Raw genomic sequence first — 16,892 nt, 5'->3', positions numbered from 1 at the left:
CGTTGGAAGATCAGAGGCCGGAGCCGCCCTTCCCGGCTCCGTCGAACAGGGCGGTCAGCGGGAGAAGGCCTGGAACTCGGCGGCCCTGAGCTGGTCCCGCAGGGGGCTGGCGGTGGCGCAGTCGGTCGAGGAATTGGGGTCGTTGTCCTGCTCACCGGCGTAGAGCGGGTTGCCGGTGCACTGGGACGAGACGGCCCGCAGGGTCAGGTGGGTCGCGGTGGTCGCGGGGATGCGGAAGGACTTGATGATCAGGTCCGAGGCGCGGGGGCGCGGCAGACGGGTCTGGAAGGCGTCGGCGGGGCTGGTGTAGACGACCGAGTACGACGCGGGGGAGGAGCAGTCCTTCCTGGTCGCGTCGCAGGCCAGCACCTCGAAGGCGCGCAGGGCGCTGAAGCGGTTCTGGCCGCCGGGGTCGGCGGGGTCGTTGACGTTGGGCCGCAGCAGGGCGCTGACCTGGACCCTGCGGACCGTGACCGGCGTGGTCCCGGCCAGGTCCACGGTCACCGACCTGCCCTTGACCGGTCCGGTGAGCGAGGCCCAGTCGGTCGCCTCGGTCTCGTCGATCAGCTTGGCCTGGTTCACGCCGTCACCCGAGGCCGTCGCACCCAGGGCGGCGGAGGCGTGGTTGCGCTCCAGGACCGACGGCACGGCCAGCGTCCTGCCGGGCCGTACGGTCAGCTTGAGGCGGGTGTGACCGAAGCCCTCACCGACCACGAGGAAGCCGTAGGTGCCGGGGGTCAGCTCCGCGGTGTCGCCGAGCGGGGTCGCCGGGTCGGTGTCGGCCACCGGTACGGCGCGGCCCTCGTAGTCGCCGACGTAGAGGCGCAGTTTGGCGTCCCTGGTGCTGACGAGCGGGCCGAGCCGTACCTTGCCGTTCCCGCCCTCGGGGTTGACGAAGCTGGGCGTCGGGTCGGGGTCGCCGGGGCCGTTGCTCACCGCGCCCTTGCCGAGGCCGTGCTCGGCGAAGGCCCGCCACATGATGTCCTTGTCCCTGCCGCCGAAGCGGATGGCGTCGGCCGCCAGCAGCGCGTCACGGTGGTCGACGTAGCTGACCGACCCGGAGGCCATCAGCAGCAGCGCGTCGAAGGAGACCTGCGCCCAGCGCCGGTTGCCCGGGCAGTGGTTGACGGACAGGACGCCGTCGGCGCAGGCCCGCTGCTGGGCCGGGACGCCCTTGCCGTACTTGTCGACGAAGGCCTGGCGCACGTCGTACTGGGTGGCGGTCCAGATCTCACCGTCGGCGTGCACCTGCTGTCCGACCAGGTCGTAGGCGATGTCGCTGTAGTTGAGCGGCGACTTCGACATGTCGTAGTTGCGGATTCCGGCCTTCTTGTCGCCGGTGACGTAGCCACCCGTGACGTAGGGCGTGTCGCCCGCGGGGCGGAAGCCGTTCTCGAAGAGGTACTCCATGGCGAACAGGTCGGAGGTGCTCTCGTTCATGGCACCCGCCTGGGCGCCGCTCCACCCGGCGTCCGGGCCGCCGACCATGCGGCCGGAGATGGCGTGGGTGTACTCGTGCCCGATCACCGACATGTCGTAGTCGCCGTCCACGCACGGCGCGTAGAACGAGCCCGCGATGGGCTGCCAGAGGTACATGTTGGTGATCGGCGCGAGCCCGTCGGGGCCGGTGATCTGGTTGGCGTTGTCGCGGACGGTGAGGTCCCTGGCGCCCGCCTGGGCGTTGCCCTGCTCGGGGTCGCCGCCGAGGCCGCCGCGGTCGCCGTTGTCGCTCTGCATGTTCCACGCGGTCTCGGTGAAACCGAGCTTGTAGGACCAGTCGTGCATCCGGTTGTGCATCACGTGCAGGTTGGCGACGGCCGCTTCGAGGTCGGCCTCGCCGGGCCGGTCGAAGGTCCCCGGGTCGCACTTGGCCTTGTACCACGTGTTGGTCCACGGGTAGGTGTACTCGCGGGAGGGCGTGGCCACGTTGCTGCGGGTGCCGACGGTATAGGGATCGTTGCTGGCGCGGTTCTCGAAGGTCTTGGCGGAGTTGCCGACGCTGGTGCCGCTCGGCGTGCCCGTGGCGTGGTCCACGTCCCAGGCCTTGCCGGTCGCGGCGTCGCCGACGGGCGCCAGGTCACAGCCGCGTCCCGGCCTGAGACACCAGTTCACCCGGGTGTCGGTCGAGGAGTAGTCGGCCGGAGGGTTGGCGGTGAAGCCCTTCCAGCGCGGGTTGTCCGGCTGGAAGGCGTGGTCGACCAGGTTCTCGCGGGTGAGGATCTCGCCGCTGACCGCGTCCACGTGGGTGGTGTAGGCGGCGGCCTCGCCCTGGCCGCCACCGATCAGGGTGACCTGGAAGGCGCTGTGCGTGCCGTCGGGGGCGGGCACCGCGACGAGGGTGACCTTCTTCACGCTCGCGGTGGCCAGGTCGATCGCGCCGTCGGCGGCGGCGACCTCAAGCGCCCGCCGCTCGGTGATCCTCGCGGCGGGCGGCGCCGCGCTCGAACGGGCCAGGGTCGAGGTGACGTGCAGGACCTTGCCGTCCACCACGCCGATCGCGACCTGTCCGTCCACACCGGCGGGCAGGTCACCGAACCTCTGCCGAAGCAGTACGGCGTGGCCGTCCCCGATGGGGTTGACCGCGACCTTCTCCAGGGCGTCCACCTCCTCGGCGGACAGGCCGAAGAGCGGCTCGTTGGCCTTGAGGTAGGCGCGGGCGGCCTGCTCGGGGTCGGCGCCGAGGCCCTCGGCGAGCGGTACGACCCCCGCGGCCGTGTCCGGCGCGCCGGTGACGACGGCCGGGGTGCCCAGGGAGTTCCAGCGGATCGTCGCCCCCGCGGCCTTGGCCAGTGAGGCGGGCGGGGCCACGCTGCCCCTGCGGTTGTCCAGGTCGGGCCTCTCGTGCTCCTCGGCCTGGAAGTCGTGTGTTCCCTGGGCCTGCCCGCCGGGCTTTTCCTGGGCGAGTCCTGGAAGGGGGAGTGCGAGCGCCGCTGTCGCGGCGGCTATGACGGTGATGCGTAACCAGGGTTTGGTCGACACCGATCCTCCTGCGCAGAGTTGGCCGTCGTTGGCCATGCGGCACGTGGGTCACGTGCGTTGCGCAAGAGGTAACACCCCACGAAGTGGCCTGACAAGATCTTGTAAAGGGGGATATGTCCGTGTAAAAGCACGTCCCGGCGGGCCGTGAAAGCACGGCCGGCACGCCCCGGGGGAAGGCCGGGGCGTGCCGCCGTACCGTCAGCCGAACGGGATCCAGGACCGCTCGGCGAGGCCGTCCATGGCGTTGACCTTCACGCCCTGCTCGGAGAACGTCCACAGGCCGTCGCCGATGACGACCGCGCGGCGGACGGTCGGGTCGAACAGGATCGGCTCACCCTTCCTCACGGGCTTCGGCTTGGGGTGGACGACGGTCCCCGTCCTGGTGACGGCGGAGTCGTCGATCTTGAGGACCAGCGCGGAGCCGGTGGTGTTCGCCGTACCGTCCCAGGTGTTCAGCGGCAGCACCGCCATGCCCGTCTTCGCCCAGTACAGGAAGGCGTGCGGGTCCCACTCGGCCTCCGAGCCGGAGTCCTTCTGGAACATCTGCGACAGACGACGCGGGTTGGCCGGGTCGCTCACGTCGAAGAGCGAGACCTGGGTGCCGAGCGTACGGCCCTCGGTGTTCGCCTCCTGGCCGATGCCGATCAGCCGTCCGTCACCGGCGGGGTGCAGGTAGGCGGAGTAACCGGTGATCTTCAGCTCGCCGGTCTTCCTCGGGTTGGCCGGGTCGCTCAGGTCGAGCGTGTAGAGCGGGTCGACCTGCTTGAAGGTGACCACGTAGCCGACCGGGCCGATGAACCTGACCGAGTAGATCCGCTCGCCGTTGCCCAGACCGCCGATCTCGCCGACCTTGGCCAGCGTGTCGTCCTTCAGGACGTAGACGGTGCTCGAACTGTTCTCGGTGGAGCGGAAGACGGTGGAGTTCGTGGTCGTCGCGACCCGCAGGTGGCCCTGGTACTCCGACATGGCGTACTGGTTGATCAGCCGTCCCGACACCTTCCCCGAGGCGACGTAACGGGGCGCTCCCGGCGCGCTGATGTCGAACCGGTGGATCTCGGTCTCCTCCGGCGGCTGCTTCGGCGTCTCCTCAGGAGTGGGAGTCGGGTCGGCCGACGGATCGACCGGGGGAGCCGACGGGTCCTCCTGCGTCGGCTCGACCTGCGGAGCCTGCGCGGAGCCGCTCTCGGCCGGGGTGCCGGTCGGGGCGTCGGTTGGAGCGTCGTCCATCGGGACGACGTCGTCGATCGGCCTCGGCCACCACCACCAGCGCGGGTTGCTGGCCACGTACAGGCTGGTGCCGGTGCCGTACACCGTGTCGCCGTCGGCGGCGACGCTGATCGGCGCGGTGTCGGTGAGCCCCTGGGACAGGTCGAGGGTGTGCACGGTCAGCAGCGAGGTGCCGGTGTAGTCGTCGGGGTGGCTGACCTGCTCACAGCCGACCGACTTCTTGACGGACACGCCCTTGGCGTCGGCCGTCTCGAACGTCGGCAGCCACGCCGTGATCGGCGCGTTGTTGACGATCGTCCTGTTCTTCAGGGTCCGCTCCTGCTCGGAAAGCTTGGGACCCAGGTCGGGGAAGGGGATGTCGGGCTGGCTGCGGACCACGATCCGCACCGTCGAGCCGACCATCCTGGCGTCCACGTGCGAGCCGTTCGGAGTCAGCGAGCCGATGACCTTCGGCTCCCCGGACAGGTCGACGAGCACGTAACGCGGTCCCGGGCTCGGCGCCTGCTTGGCCACGGCGCCGTAGGGGATGATCCCGCCGCCGGAGAAGAGCACCAGCGCCCTGTCCCCGCTGACCAGCAGGTCGGCCGGGGCCCACGACTGCTCGGGGCTGACCAGCTTGAGCGTTCCGGTGATCTTCTTGGTCGCGGCGTCGATCACCCGCAGCACCCCGCGGTTCACCGTGATCACCCGGTTGCCGTCGGTCTTGACCATGTCGGGCTCGTCGACCCCGGCCTCGTGGGTGTTCGTGGTCGAGTGCTCCTGGCTCGCCTGGTCCTGCCCCGACCCGATCGCCTTGGCCTCGGCGACGTCGGAACGGGCGTACATGATCTGCGGCCCCCCGAACCCCCACGGACCGACCTGCTTGGCCGCCGCGGCCCGCAGCCCGGCCAGCATGTCGTCGCAGCCGCTGTAGGAGACCAGCTTGACCTTCCCCAGCTCCACGACCGGTGCCGTACGGCTCTCCCCGTCCGCCGACTCCGTCGAACCGCTGCACCCCGTGGTGAACAGCGCGGCGGCGAGAGTGACGGCGCCCGCCGTACGAATGGATGTCCTCATGCCCCCTACACGGATCGTCATCGCGTCCGGTTCATGCCATTACCGCCCAGTAGTCAGCGGCGGTCACCCGGAATACTCTTCGAACATGGCTGTCACTGTCGGTGTGAACCGGACCCTCGACCCGGCGATGATCGCACGCATCGTTCAGCAGGTGACCTCCGACGGAGGGAAACGGACGATCGTCGCGCCGTTCACCGAGGAACCCCTCGCGGACATGCCCGTCTCGACCGCGCAGGACGTCCGCGCCGCGTACGCCAAGGCCCGCGCGGCCCAGCGGGAGTGGGCCGCGCTGCCGGCGCACGAGCGGGCCAAGCCGTTCCTGCTGCTGCACGACGCCATCCTCGACCGGCGCGAGGAGATCCTCGACGTGGTCCAGTGGGAGACCGGCAAGGCCCGCAGGCACGCCTTCGAGGAGGTGCTCGACGTCGCGGGCTGCACGCTCCACTACGTACGGCGCGCGCCCTCCCTCCTCGCCCCCCGGCGCAGGTCGGGCATCTTCCCCGTGGCGACCAAGGTGACCGAGACCCGCCACCCCAAGGGCGTCGTGGCGCTGATCTCCCCGTGGAACTATCCCCTGTCCCTCGGGGTGACCGACCTCGTCCCCGCCCTGCTCGCGGGCAACGCCGTGGTCCACAAGCCCGACACCCAGACCGCCCTGTCCACGCTGTGGACGATCGACCTGCTCGTCTCCCTCGGGATGCCCCGCGACATCTGGCAGGTCGTCCTCGGCGAACCGGACGAGGTCGGCGACCCGCTGATCGCCGAGGCCGACTACGTGGCGTTCACCGGCTCGACCAGGGGCGGCAGGAGGATCGCCGAGGCCGCGGCCTCCCGGCTGGTCGGCTGCTCCCTCGAACTCGGCGGCAAGAACCCGATGATCGTGCTCGACGACGCCGACCTCGACGTGGCCGCCCAGGGCGCGCTGCGCGCCTGCTTCACCAACGCCGGGCAGCTGTGCATCTCCATCGAACGGCTCTACGTCCACGACAAGGTGTACGACGCCTTCGTCGACCGGTTCGTCCGCCAGACCAGGAACATGAAGCTCGGCTCCGGCCTCGACTGGGCCGTGCAGATGGGCTCGCTCACCTCCCGCCGCCAGCTCGACGCCGTCGGCGCCCACGTGGACGACGCCGTCGCCAAGGGAGCCAAGGTCCTCGCCGGAGGAAAGGCGCGCCCCGACCTCGGCCCGCTGTTCTACGAGCCCACGATCCTGACCGGCGTCGAGGACGGTATGGCGCTGTGCCGTGACGAGACCTTCGGCCCCGTCGTCTCCGTCTACCGTGTCGGCGACGACGAGGAGGCGGTCGAGCGGGCCAACGACACCGCCTACGGCCTCAACGCCTCGATCTGGACCGGGAACCTGGCCCGGGGCCGTGCCCTCGCCGCCCGCGTCAAGGCCGGGACGGTCAACCTCAACGAGGGGTACGGCGCCGCCTACGCCTCCTACGACGCGCCCATGGGCGGCATGAAGTCCTCCGGCCTGGGCCGTCGCCACGGCTCCGAGGGCCTGCTGAAGTTCACCGAGGCGCAGACCATAGCCAGTCAGGCCTCCTGGCTCGGCTTCGAACCCATCCTCGGGATGACCTACGACAAATACGCCGACACCCTGACGAGCCTCCTGAAGACCATGAAGAGGTTCCACCTCAAGTAGACGGTTTCAGGGTGTGAGTCCGGACCGGCGCCGGTCCCACCCGGCCGTCAGGTCTGTGGTCGTCAGCCGAGCAGGAACGCGCGGGCCTGCTCGGCGACCGGCTCGGGGGCCGTCCAGAAGGCGGAGTGATCGTGGCCGGCGAGCGTCAGCACGGTCACGTTCGGCAGGATCGCGGCCAGCGCCTGGGCGCCGGCGCGGATGAAGGCCTCGCCGTCGCCGCCGACGGCCACCGCGATCGGCGCCTTGATCGACCAGCGGTCGGTGGGCAGCGGCCCGCCGTCCTGGAGCCCGCGCATGATCCGGCCGTCGTAGGCGTAGGTGTGGGCGTACCTGACCATGGTCTCCCAGGAGGGGTCCTGCTTCATCGCCGGGACGTACTCGGCCGGGACACCGATCATCTCGGTCATGAAGTATTCGACGGCCTCGTCGCGCCTACCCGCCGCGACCAGGGCGTCCTGGTGTTCGACGTAGTCGGCGGGCGCCGGGGGCCTGGAGTCGTCAACGATGAACGGCGGCTCGTACAGGTAGAGTCCCGTGACCTTGTCACCCAGCGCGCTCGCCGCGTCCAGGGCCAGCCCGCACCCACCGGAACCGCTGGTCAGGGCCGCGGAGCCGCCCGCGATCTCGATGAGCGCGGCGATGTCCTCGATCTCGCGCGCCGGGTCGTAGGGTTGCGGGTCGCCGCTGGCCCCGCGACCGCGCCGGTCGAAGCCGATCACGGTGAAGTCCTTGGACAACGCCTCGGCCACGCCCGCGACACCGGTGTGGTCCTCGGCGACATTGCTGATCACGATGACGGCCGGGCCTGACCCGGTCTTCCGGTACGCGATCGTGGTGCCGTCGGCGGAGGTGACGGTGGAGAGCTCGGACAAGATGGTTTCTCCTTCTTTGGTTGACGGGTCGTCCAGCAGGCCGCCGAGCCGGTCGAGGGCTTCGGCGTAGCCGTCGGCCATCTGGAGTTCGACGGCCCTTTGCAGCGCCTGGCCGTCGGGGAAGCCCGCGGCGACGGAGACGACGCAGCCGTTGTCGGTGGAGGTGAAGGTGATCGAGGTCGGGAAGGCGCCCGTGCCGTCGGGCTGCCACGCCGCGTCGGCGAACGCGTCGTCGTAGGCGAGTTCGCGGCGATCGACGACGACGGTGTAGGTGGCGACGCTGCGCACCGGCGGGGCCGAGCCGTCCACGGGCGCGATCTCGAAGCGCCAGCGCCCTCCCGGCCGCACGTCCATCTCGTGCACGGTCGCGGCCCACCCCTGCGGCCCCCACCAGCGGGCGACCGCCTCGGCGTCCGTCCAGGCCCACCACACCCGCTCGACCTCGGCCGAGTAGGTGCGTCTGATGTGGAGGGTGTTGGCCGACCTGTCGACCACGATCCCGTCTGCGATGTCCGGGGACATGCTCAAGCTCCTCATTGATCGGCCGTTTCGTCGAGAAAGGCACCGAGGCGATCCATCCGTTCCGACCACAGAACGGCGAATCCCTGCGCCCAGTCGCTCAGCTCACGCATCGCGCTCGGATGCAGCCGGTAGATCCGCTGCTGTGCCCGCTTGGTGACCTCGACCACGCCCGCCTCGGACAGCAGTCGCAGATGCCGGGACACCTGCGGCTGACCCAGGTCCAGCGCCTCGACGATGTCACCCACCGACCGCGGACCGTCCCTGAGCAACTCGACGATCCGGAACCGGTTCGGCTCCGAGATCGCCGTCATTCGCAGTTGCACGCTGTTGACCACACCTCGAACATACATGGCCGTGTATATATGTTCAAGTGTATGTACAGGGTCAGGGCGCGGGCAGGGGGTTCTCCGTGGCTCTGGGCGTCTTGGTCCGGCCTGGGATTCCCGAAGTCCGGACTGCGAGCGGTGGAACACCAGCCGGCCTGGGTGGGCCTGTCGCACGGTGTCACAGGTTCCATCTGAAACTCAGTCCCTGGACGAGACGTCCTGGTGGGGGGCATCGTGCTGCCCCGCCACCTGGTGAGCGCCGCCCACCTGTCCTTGCCGCCTGACGATCCTGCGCCTCGGGGCCGGACGCTCCCGCCGAGTCGACGAAGGCGGTGCGAGCCGGATCGCCCGGATCATCTCCGCCTCCCGCATCCGCTCCTCCAGCCCCGCACCCGTGACGTCCTCGACGACCACCGGCCGAGGGTTGTCCCAGCCCGCCATGGCGTAGAAGCGGCGATGCCCCAGGCTGTAGAGCACCGTCCACTCGGCCCACGCCAGATCAAGCCGCTCGGCCTCCGCTCGTGCGGGCCCGTCCCACACCCGCCGATACACCGGCGTGTACGGCAGGCCGTCCCGATGCCGCCCCGTCACGAAGACATCCCCTCAACGGCGTCGCGGGCCTTCTCCTCCTGCTTGGCCACGGCCTCCCGGACCTCCTCGAAGGTGTCGGCGTCCACCGCCGGCTCCGCCCCGGCCCGCAACGCCGTGCGCGGGAACGCATGGTCGCGAACGGCCCAGAACCGTCCGGCACCGCTGATGATCAGCCGCCACCCCGGGATCTCCGGGGCAGAGGGAACGGGCATGTCGTTGTGCATGAATCGGGCCTCCACGGTCCAGGAAGGAACGGCGGGTAGGAAAACGCGATAGGGAGCGAACGGCAGAAGTTGTTGTTCGCCGAACCTCGGGCGTCGTTACGCTTGGGGCGCTAGCCGGTAGGTCTTCTCGATTCCGGGAAAACGGATGACGACGCGGTGCGCTATGGAAGGACACCTGGTTGTCCGGTTCCGTCTGAACGGGAGGAGTTCTCGATGAGCGCCACGACTGAGAACGGTCGTGTTTTTCGGGAGGCCTGGATCGCCGGTGTGCTGAGGCACTTTCCTGGTGAGCCCAAGCCCGGTTACGTCACCCCGTGGGACCAGACTCCCGAACGGCGGCGCCAGACCGACGCCGACATCTTCGAACGCATCGAGCTGGCGTCCTGACAGCCGGGCACAATGGACCCAGGCGACGCGCAGGTCGCGCAGCCGAACGTCTGCGGATGGAGGCGGCCGTCCGCCTCCGGTGAAAGGGCCTGTAGAAGGATCTGTCTGTTGAGCCTGTCGCGAGCGATGCCCGCGGAGAACCAGTGGGATCTCCTGGAGGAGCATCTTCTGAACAGCCGCTTCGATGTGGCCTGGATCGACACGGAGGAAATCGGTGAAGCCGCGGAGCGTTTCCGGGTGGATCCGGGCTCTGGAGTTCTCTGCGATCTCGATACCGCGTTCGACCTGATCGAGAACGACGAGCAGGAGACTCTGGTCTGGATCGGGACGCACTCCCCGGGCTGGTCGGTCGCGGTCACCATGAACAGGGGTTTCACGCTGTCCGAGGAAGCGAGCACGGGAGGAAGGGGCGTTCTCGCCCACTGGCACATGGCCGGCCTGTATGAGCTCGCCGACGAGGGGATGGTCTACTACCACGACGGGGAGCACATGGGCAGGGTGGGCGAGGAGGTGTTCCGGGATCACGCGCCGGATCTGGACCTGGACGGCGCCGGGTTCCGGGAGCAGGTGGAGTACTACCTCATCCTGGCGGGGCGGATCACGGGCCGGTTCCTCGACCGGGAGTGGTTCGCGGCGTCGCGCGTTCTCTATCGCGTCCCCGGCGACGCCTGGTCTCGCTGATCGAGTCCTGTCCAGGTGGGTGCGCACGCCGGGACGGGATCAGCGGCGGAACCCCGTCCTTCGGCGACCACCGAGGGCGTCGTGCGGGCGCGGAGCCTGCGGAGCATTCGGGCGTCGCCGAAGCCCACGGCGCGGGCGGCGGTCTCGACGGTCGCGCCGCGCCCGAGGAGGTGTTCGGCGCGTTCCAGGCGCAGGGCGGTCTGGTAGGCCAGGGGGGTGAGCCCGGTCGCCCGGCTGAACAGCCGGGTCACCGTCCGTTCGCTGCACTCCGCGGTCTCGGCCAGCAGGCTCAGCGGCAGCCGCTCGGTGAACCGGGCCTCGATCAGGTCCTGGACGCGGTGAACCGTCTCGTCCACGTGTGAGCGGCGGCGCAACAGCGGGCTGACCTGCTCCGCCGTACCGTCGCGGTGGGTGTGGACGAGCATGGTGCGGGCCACCTGCCCCGCGACGTACGGCCCGTGCCGGGTGGTCACCAGGTGCAGTGCCATGTCGGTTCCGCTGGCCACGCCCGCCGAGGTGACGACGCGGTCGTCCTCGACGTACAGGGTGTCCCTGACGACCGTCGCCCGGGGGTGGAGGCGGGCGAGTTCGTCCTGGACGGCGTGGTGGGTCGTGCAGCGGCGGCCGTCGAGCAGCCCGGCGCGGCCCAGTGCGTCGGCGCCCGCGCACACGCTGGCGACCGTACCGCCGGACGCGTGGTGTTCGCGCAGGCGGCGCAGTGTCTCCCGGCCCGCGGGGCGGGTCGGGCCGCGCCAGCCCGGCACGATGACCAGGTCGTCGGGCGTCAGCGCCGGCCAGTGGGTCTCCGCTCGCAGCGGCAGCCCCTGGACGGTGGCGACCTCGTCGTCCTCGGCGACGTAGGTGAGTGTGTACGGGTGGCCGAGGTCATCGGCGGTGGAGAAGACCTGGGCGGGTCCGGCCACGTCGAGGAGGTGCACCCGCGGGATGAGCAGGAAGACGACCCTCGGCATGACCGGCACCTCCTAGTTTCCGGTGAGCTGGTCCACGGTCCTGATGGCGGCGAAACGGCCCGACAGAGCGTATTCGGTGCGGGCGATGATCTCGTCGACGCCGAGTGTGCGCGGGTGCCGTACGAGTTCGTCGAAGGACAGGCCGTCGGGGGCGGAGCGGTGCGGGATCGGCGTGGTCGCGGTGGCGTCGATGGCGAAGTCGACCTCGAACCCCAGGTCGGAGGCGATGCGAGTGGTGGTCTCGCAGCACTGCTCGGTCCGGATTCCGCAGACGGTCAGCTTCCTGATGCCGCGCTGGGTGAGGTGCTGCTGGAGGTTGGTGGTGGTGAAGGCGTTGTGCGCGGTCTTGGTGAGGACCGGCTCTCCGGGAAGGGGCTCGACGCCGTCCATCAAGCGGACGAACCCCCGGGCCGGGTCGAAGACGGAGCCCGATCCGGGGCGCGAGCCGAGCACCCACACGACCGTGTCCCCCGCGTCCCTGGCGGCCGTGGCGAGGCGGTTGACCTGGGGGACGATGTCGGGTCGTGAGGTGTACCCCCAGTCCGGGAGCTGGAGGAAGGAGTTCTGGACGTCGATGACGACGAGGGCGCTGGGCATGCCCTCAGCCTGACGACGCGGGGGTCCGGGCTGAAGGCATCACCTGGTCGGCCTGCGGACCGATCCGGTCAGGGACCTCACCCGCACGCCGTACCCAAGGCAGCCCGTACCTGTGTCGCTAAAAATAGCCACAAGAGGCCAGAAGGTAGCTCCAAAGGGGTGAATGGGGCATCATTGGGGCGCGAACTGAGATCATCTCAGTTCGGCACGTATGCCAACGCGGGAGCTCGGGGCAACCGGGCTGAGAGGGCAGCTACCGCCGCTGCCGACCGCTGAACCTGACCGGGTAATGCCGGCGTAGGGAGAAGTTGTCCTATGGTGCCACCTGCCAAGAATGCCCAGAAGGCTGCCCAGAATGTCCAGAACGCAAGGAAGATCTACCTCACCGGTTCGCGGCCGGACATCCGCGTGCCGATGCGCGAGGTGCCGTTGACCGACGGGTCGTCCGTCGTCCTGTACGACACCTCGGGGCCGTACACCGATCCTGAGTACGACGCCGACCCGGCCAAGGGCCTGCCGCCGCTCAGGTCGGCCTGGCGGCGGACCGGGGAGACGCTCGCCTGCGGCGGGACGGAGTCCTGCGGCGGAACGCTGCCCAAGCCGGTGCGTCACACGCAGCTGGCCCGCGCCAGACGCGGGGAGATCACGCCGGAGATGGAGTTCGTCGCGCTGCGCGAGGGCGTGGCCGCGGAGTTCGTCCGCGACGAGATCGCCAGAGGCCGGGCCGTACTGCCGGTGAACGTCAACCATCCGGAGAGCGAGCCGATGATCATCGGCCGGAACTTCCTGGTGAAGGTCAACGCCAACATCGGCAACTCGGCCGTCTCCTCCTCGATCGAGGAGGAGGTGGAGAAGATGCGCTGGGCCACCCGCTGGGGGGCCGACACGATCATGGACCTGTCCACCGGGAAACGGATCCACGAGACCCGCGAGTGGATCCTGCGCAACTCCCCGGTGCCGGTCGGCACGGTGCCGATCTACCAGGCGCTGGAGAAGGTCGGCGGCAAACCGGAGGCCCTGTCGTGGGAGGTCTTCCGCGAGACGGTGATCGAGCAGTGTGAGCAGGGCGTCGACTACATGACCGTGCACGCGGGGGTACGGCTGGCCTACGTGCCGCTGACCGCGAACCGCAAGACGGGCATCGTCTCCCGAGGCGGCTCGATCCTGGCGGCCTGGTGCCTGGCCCACCACGCGGAGAACTTCATCTACACCAACTTCGCGGAGCTGTGCGAGATCCTCGCCGCCTACGACGTGACCTTCTCCCTCGGTGACGGGCTGCGGCCCGGCTCGATCTACGACGCCAACGACGAGGCGCAGTTCGCCGAACTGCGCACGCTGGGGGAGCTGACCCACGTCGCCTGGGAGTATGACTGCCAGGTCATGATCGAGGGGCCGGGCCACGTGCCCATGCACAAGATCAAGGAGAACGTCGACCTGCAGATGGAGCTGTGCTCAGAGGCCCCCTTCTACACGCTGGGGCCGCTGACCACGGACATCGCGCCGGGCTACGACCACATCACCTCGGCCATCGGCGCGGCGATGATCGGCTGGTACGGCACGGCGATGCTGTGCTACGTCACCCCGAAGGAACACCTGGGCCTGCCGGACCGTGACGACGTCAAGGCCGGGGTGATCGCCTACAAGATCGCGGCCCACGCCGCGGACCTGGCCAAGGGCCACCCCGGGGCACAGGCCTGGGACGACGCGCTGTCACAGGCCCGTTTCGAGTTCCGGTGGGAGGACCAGTTCAATCTCTCCCTCGATCCGGAGACCGCCCGCTCCTTCCACGACGAGACCATGCCCGCCGCCCCGGCGAAGACCGCGCACTTCTGCTCCATGTGCGGTCCGCACTTCTGCTCCATGCGGATCACCCAGGACGTGCGGGCCTACGCCGAACGCAACGGCCTGACCGACACCGAGGCCATCGAGGCCGGGATGCGGGCCAAGGCCGAGGAGTTCCGCAAGGAGGGCGGCAAGGTCTACCTCCCCATGCCCTCACCCCCGGGCGAGGAGTAGACCCGTCCGTTCGTGGGATGTGGCGCGGCCGGGAGCCGACCAGCATGGAGAGAGGCGGTTGTCGTTTCGACGAGAGGGGCTGGCAGATGGCTCAGGAACGACCCGAGGTGCCGCGCGAGGAGTGGCGCCCGTTCTTGGACGGCCTGACGAGACAGTACGAGGGCTCGGACGTGACCATCGAGGTGCTGGACGCCTCGGCCGGTGACCTCTACCAGGCGGAGAGGCTTCCCCTGGCCTACATCGAGTACGACGACAAGGACGACATCTTCTCCGTGGGCGTCGGAGGAAGCGATCCGCGTTATCCGGTCGTGCTCCGCCACGGCATCGAACACCCGAGGCGGATCCTCGCCGACACCGTCTCGCCGGACACGCCACGGGTCTTCGACGTCGTGGACGGGGAGGGCACCCAGACGATCATCACGATCCACCGGCACGCCGCGTGATCTGGTCCGGCCCCGCCGTCGTCGCGGGGCCGGACCGGAGCCGGTACGGCGGCGCCCTTCCCCGGCCCGCGCCGCCGTACCCTCGAAGGCTCGTCCCGCGGTCCCCTCGGACCGGAGGTCAGGCGTGGCCGCCGGGGGAGATCAGGCCGGTCTCGTAGGCCAGCACGACGGCCTGGACCCGGTCGCGCAGCCCCAGCTTGGACAGGATGCGCGCGACGTGCGTCTTGACCGTCGTCGTGCTGAGGGTGAGCCGCTCGGCGAGTTCGGCGTTGCTCAGCCCGGTGGCGAGCAGGCGCAGCACCTCAAGCTCCCGTGGCGTCAGCTCGGACAGGTCACGGTGCGGGGTGTCGGTCCCCGCCTCCTCCCGGCGGGCGAAACGCTCGACCAGGCGGCGGGTGATGGACGGCGCGAGCAGGGCGTCCCCGGTGCGCACCAGCCGTACGGCCGCGACCAGGTGCTCCGGGGTGACGTCCTTGAGCAGGAAGCCGCTGGCCCCCGCGGCGAGGGCCGTGTAGACGTAGTGGTCGAGGTCGTAGGTGGTCAGGATGATCACCCGGGTCTCCTGGAACTCCTCGGCCATGAGCCGCCGGGTGGCCTCAAGGCCGTCCATCTGCGGCATCCGGATGTCCATGAGCACCACGTCGGGGCCGGTACGCCGTACGGCCTCGATCGCCTCGGCCCCGTCGGCGGCCTCGCCGACGACCTCCGCGCCGTCGGCGGTGAGGATCATCCGGAAACCGGTGCGGACCAGCGCCTGGTCGTCGGCGATGACGACACGCGGCGGCCGGTCGACGGCCCACTCGGGAGGCCGGTTCAAGAGGTCGTCCTGGGCAGGCGGGCGACGAGACGGTATCCGCGGCCCCGGGGGCCCGCCTCCAGGCTTCCGCCGTACAGGGCCAGCCGCTCGCGCAGGCCGATCAGGCCCCGGCCGTCGCCGGTCCTGGAGAGGGCTGGCCGTGTGGCGCCGGTGTCGGTGACCTCGATCCTCAGCCAGTCGCCGTCGTGGCCGATCACGACGGACGCCGCCGCGCCGGAGGCGTGCTTGATCGTGTTGGTCAGGGCCTCCTGGACGACGCGGTAGGCGGCCAGGTCGATCCCGGGGGGCAGCGGCCCGGGAGGCGGCGACAACGTGACGTCCACCGGCGTCCCCGCGGCGCGGACCCGTTCGACCAGCGTGTCCAGCCGGTCGAGGCCCGGCTGCGGTTCGAGACCCTCGCCGGGATCGGCGTAGCGTCCCCCGGCGGGCCCCGCGAGCAGGCCCATGACGTGCCGCAGCTCGGCCAGGGCGGTCCTGCCGCTCGCCTCGATCGCGAGCATGGCCTCCCGGGACATTCCGGGATCGGCCGCCATCACCTTGCGCGCGGCACCGGCCTGAATCACCATCACGCTCACATTGTGGGTCACGACGTCGTGGAGTTCTCCGGCGATGCGGGCGCGTTCGGCCTCGACGGCCCTGCGGGTGGTCTCCTCCTGGGCCTGGCGCAGCTCCTCGATCCTGCGTCTGCTCGCCCTGAGCCGCTGCCGCCAGACGTGGACGAGGCTCGCGACGATCCCGGCGCCCAGCAGCAGGGCCGAGGGGCCGAACCAGCCGGGCAACCGTGGGGCGACACCCTCGAAGGCGGCCCCGGCCAGTACGGCGGCCAGCAGCAGACCGGCCACCGCGGCCACCCGGTTACGACTGTGCGCGACGGCGCTGTAGGCCGCGACGGCGCAGGCCAGCACGGTGATCCAGGTCGCCCCCGCGTAGGTGACCAGCGCGGCGGTCAGCACCGTCCAGAAGACGGCCAGCGGAAAGCGGCGCCGCAACGCCAGCGGCAGCGCCGTCAGCACCACCAGGATCACCGGCGGCTCGTAATCCCCGTAGTCCCCGGGCCAGGCGTCCTCGCCGTCGATCTCGCTGGTGGGCGGCATGACGGTTATGGTGCCGCTGCTCAGTCCGTCGGGACGCAGTCGCAGAACCCCGACCAGGGGCTGCGGACCGCCGTGGTCGTCGCGGTTCCCACCGGGGAGGTTCACCGCCGCGATCACCGCGAGGGCGGTCAGCGCGACCGCCAGTAGCACGTCGACGACGATCGACCGGCGTGACGGTGTGACGGGTTCCCTCGCCGGTCGCAGTACCTCAAGCGCGTATCGTCTCCATGATCGTCGTCCCTCTGCCACCACCCGCCCATTGTGGCCTCCATCACCCGGCCCCCACATCCGCCGGGAAGACCAGGCTTACCTTCCCGGGAAGTACACCGCGCGGACGATCGGGGAAATCGGTCGTTTTCCGGAACACCTGAATCCCGCGCCGTACGCGGCTGGTTTCCCTGCCGGGCGGGGAGGTTGGAGGGTCACAATCTGTTTCAC

Annotated in this window: 15 protein-coding genes and 1 riboswitch; of the genes, 5 read left to right on the top strand and 10 right to left on the bottom strand. The window is 70.1% G+C overall.

Annotation, left to right across the window (positions count from 1 at the left end):
• Window positions 1-54: 54 nt before the first annotated feature.
• Window positions 55-2,979 (bottom strand): M36 family metallopeptidase, encoded by a 2,925-nt coding sequence (locus tag ACFYY8_RS03425; protein WP_390036696.1) that lies wholly within the window; start codon window positions 2,977-2,979, stop codon window positions 55-57.
• 198 nt (window positions 2,980-3,177) lie between these two features.
• Window positions 3,178-5,262 carry a beta-propeller domain-containing protein gene (locus ACFYY8_RS03420; protein ID WP_390036694.1) on the bottom strand — a complete coding sequence of 695 codons (2,085 nt, stop codon included), beginning with the start codon at window positions 5,260-5,262 and terminating at the stop codon, window positions 3,178-3,180.
• An 85-nt stretch (window positions 5,263-5,347) separates the two neighbouring features.
• Here ACFYY8_RS03420 and ACFYY8_RS03415 point away from each other — a divergent pair, with 85 nt between their 5' ends.
• A complete protein-coding gene (locus ACFYY8_RS03415) occupies window positions 5,348-6,913 on the top strand; it encodes a succinic semialdehyde dehydrogenase (RefSeq protein ID WP_390036692.1) in 1,566 nt (521 codons plus the stop codon).
• Between the two features lie 62 nt (window positions 6,914-6,975).
• On the opposite strand, the gene ACFYY8_RS03410 is transcribed toward ACFYY8_RS03415, so the two are convergent.
• The 4 genes from ACFYY8_RS03410 to ACFYY8_RS03395 form a co-directional block, all read right to left on the bottom strand.
• Window positions 6,976-8,307, bottom strand: a complete 1,332-nt coding sequence (locus tag ACFYY8_RS03410) for an alpha/beta fold hydrolase (protein ID WP_390036690.1) — start codon at window positions 8,305-8,307, stop codon at window positions 6,976-6,978.
• A gap of 11 nt (window positions 8,308-8,318) precedes the next feature.
• Window positions 8,319-8,657, bottom strand: a complete 339-nt coding sequence (locus ACFYY8_RS03405) for an ArsR/SmtB family transcription factor (protein WP_390036688.1) — start codon at window positions 8,655-8,657, stop codon at window positions 8,319-8,321.
• A 174-nt stretch (window positions 8,658-8,831) separates the two neighbouring features.
• Window positions 8,832-9,224: a hypothetical protein gene (locus ACFYY8_RS03400; protein ID WP_390036686.1), complete on the bottom strand. Its 393-nt coding sequence runs from the start codon at window positions 9,222-9,224 to the stop codon at window positions 8,832-8,834.
• Window positions 9,221-9,448: a hypothetical protein gene (locus ACFYY8_RS03395; protein WP_390036684.1), complete on the bottom strand. Its 228-nt coding sequence runs from the start codon at window positions 9,446-9,448 to the stop codon at window positions 9,221-9,223. The genes ACFYY8_RS03400 and ACFYY8_RS03395 overlap by 4 nt, the downstream gene beginning before the upstream one ends.
• Window positions 9,449-9,661: 213 nt before the next feature.
• Between ACFYY8_RS03395 and ACFYY8_RS03390 the strand changes: the two genes are divergently transcribed.
• A complete protein-coding gene (locus ACFYY8_RS03390; RefSeq protein WP_390036683.1) occupies window positions 9,662-9,835 on the top strand; it encodes a hypothetical protein in 174 nt (57 codons plus the stop codon).
• Between the two features lie 126 nt (window positions 9,836-9,961).
• Window positions 9,962-10,516, top strand: coding sequence for a hypothetical protein (locus tag ACFYY8_RS03385; RefSeq protein WP_390036681.1), 555 nt, complete (start codon window positions 9,962-9,964; stop codon window positions 10,514-10,516).
• Here ACFYY8_RS03385 and ACFYY8_RS03380 read toward each other — a convergent pair.
• Both ACFYY8_RS03380 and ACFYY8_RS03375 read right to left on the bottom strand, forming a co-directional pair.
• On the bottom strand, window positions 10,483-11,487 hold the full coding sequence (locus tag ACFYY8_RS03380; protein WP_390036679.1) for a GlxA family transcriptional regulator: 1,005 nt from the start codon (window positions 11,485-11,487) through the stop codon (window positions 10,483-10,485). The two genes, ACFYY8_RS03385 and ACFYY8_RS03380, sit on opposite strands and share 34 nt — an antisense overlap.
• Before the next feature lie 12 nt (window positions 11,488-11,499).
• Entirely contained in the window at window positions 11,500-12,084 is a 585-nt protein-coding gene (locus ACFYY8_RS03375; RefSeq protein WP_390036677.1) for a cysteine hydrolase family protein, read from the bottom strand.
• A 209-nt stretch (window positions 12,085-12,293) separates the two neighbouring features.
• Window positions 12,294-12,405: riboswitch (TPP riboswitch) on the top strand.
• On the opposite strand from ACFYY8_RS03375, the gene thiC reads away from it, so the two are divergent.
• Both thiC and ACFYY8_RS03365 read left to right on the top strand, forming a co-directional pair.
• The gene (thiC, locus tag ACFYY8_RS03370) at window positions 12,400-14,100 is read left to right on the top strand and encodes a phosphomethylpyrimidine synthase ThiC (RefSeq protein WP_390036675.1); all 1,701 of its coding nucleotides are present in this window, start codon (window positions 12,400-12,402) and stop codon (window positions 14,098-14,100) included. It overlaps the preceding riboswitch by 6 nt.
• A gap of 86 nt (window positions 14,101-14,186) precedes the next feature.
• Window positions 14,187-14,543 (top strand): DUF5335 family protein, encoded by a 357-nt coding sequence (locus ACFYY8_RS03365; protein WP_390036673.1) that lies wholly within the window; start codon window positions 14,187-14,189, stop codon window positions 14,541-14,543.
• Window positions 14,544-14,661: 118 nt separating this feature from the next.
• On the opposite strand, the gene ACFYY8_RS03360 is transcribed toward ACFYY8_RS03365, so the two are convergent.
• Window positions 14,662-15,360, bottom strand: a complete 699-nt coding sequence (locus ACFYY8_RS03360; RefSeq protein WP_390036671.1) for a response regulator — start codon at window positions 15,358-15,360, stop codon at window positions 14,662-14,664.
• A complete protein-coding gene (locus tag ACFYY8_RS03355; protein ID WP_390036669.1) occupies window positions 15,357-16,604 on the bottom strand; it encodes a sensor histidine kinase in 1,248 nt (415 codons plus the stop codon). Before ACFYY8_RS03355 ends, ACFYY8_RS03360 begins: the two co-directional genes overlap by 4 nt.
• Window positions 16,605-16,892 lie beyond the last annotated feature (288 nt).

Source organism: Streptosporangium sp. NPDC001559 (genome assembly GCF_042893955.1).
In the GTDB taxonomy this organism is placed as follows: domain Bacteria; phylum Actinomycetota; class Actinomycetes; order Streptosporangiales; family Streptosporangiaceae; genus Streptosporangium.
The sequence above is the reverse complement of the archived record's forward strand: the minus strand, read 5'-3'. Positions and strand labels throughout refer to the sequence as shown.

Excerpts from the sequence above, each read along its gene's own strand:
- ACFYY8_RS03420 (WP_390036694.1), bottom strand. The coding sequence starts at position 5,262 with ATGAGGACATCCATTCGTACGGCGGGCGCCGTCACTCTCGCCGCCGCG.
- ACFYY8_RS03415 (WP_390036692.1), top strand. The coding sequence starts at position 5,348 with ATGGCTGTCACTGTCGGTGTGAACCGGACCCTCGACCCGGCGATGATC.
- ACFYY8_RS03410 (WP_390036690.1), bottom strand. The coding sequence starts at position 8,307 with ATGTCCCCGGACATCGCAGACGGGATCGTGGTCGACAGGTCGGCCAAC.
- ACFYY8_RS03405 (WP_390036688.1), bottom strand. The coding sequence starts at position 8,657 with ATGTATGTTCGAGGTGTGGTCAACAGCGTGCAACTGCGAATGACGGCG.
- ACFYY8_RS03395 (WP_390036684.1), bottom strand. The coding sequence starts at position 9,448 with ATGCACAACGACATGCCCGTTCCCTCTGCCCCGGAGATCCCGGGGTGG.
- ACFYY8_RS03390 (WP_390036683.1), top strand. The coding sequence starts at position 9,662 with ATGAGCGCCACGACTGAGAACGGTCGTGTTTTTCGGGAGGCCTGGATC.
- ACFYY8_RS03385 (WP_390036681.1), top strand. The coding sequence starts at position 9,962 with ATGCCCGCGGAGAACCAGTGGGATCTCCTGGAGGAGCATCTTCTGAAC.
- ACFYY8_RS03380 (WP_390036679.1), bottom strand. The coding sequence starts at position 11,487 with ATGCCGAGGGTCGTCTTCCTGCTCATCCCGCGGGTGCACCTCCTCGAC.
- ACFYY8_RS03375 (WP_390036677.1), bottom strand. The coding sequence starts at position 12,084 with ATGCCCAGCGCCCTCGTCGTCATCGACGTCCAGAACTCCTTCCTCCAG.
- thiC (WP_390036675.1), top strand. The coding sequence starts at position 12,400 with ATGGTGCCACCTGCCAAGAATGCCCAGAAGGCTGCCCAGAATGTCCAG.
- ACFYY8_RS03365 (WP_390036673.1), top strand. The coding sequence starts at position 14,187 with ATGGCTCAGGAACGACCCGAGGTGCCGCGCGAGGAGTGGCGCCCGTTC.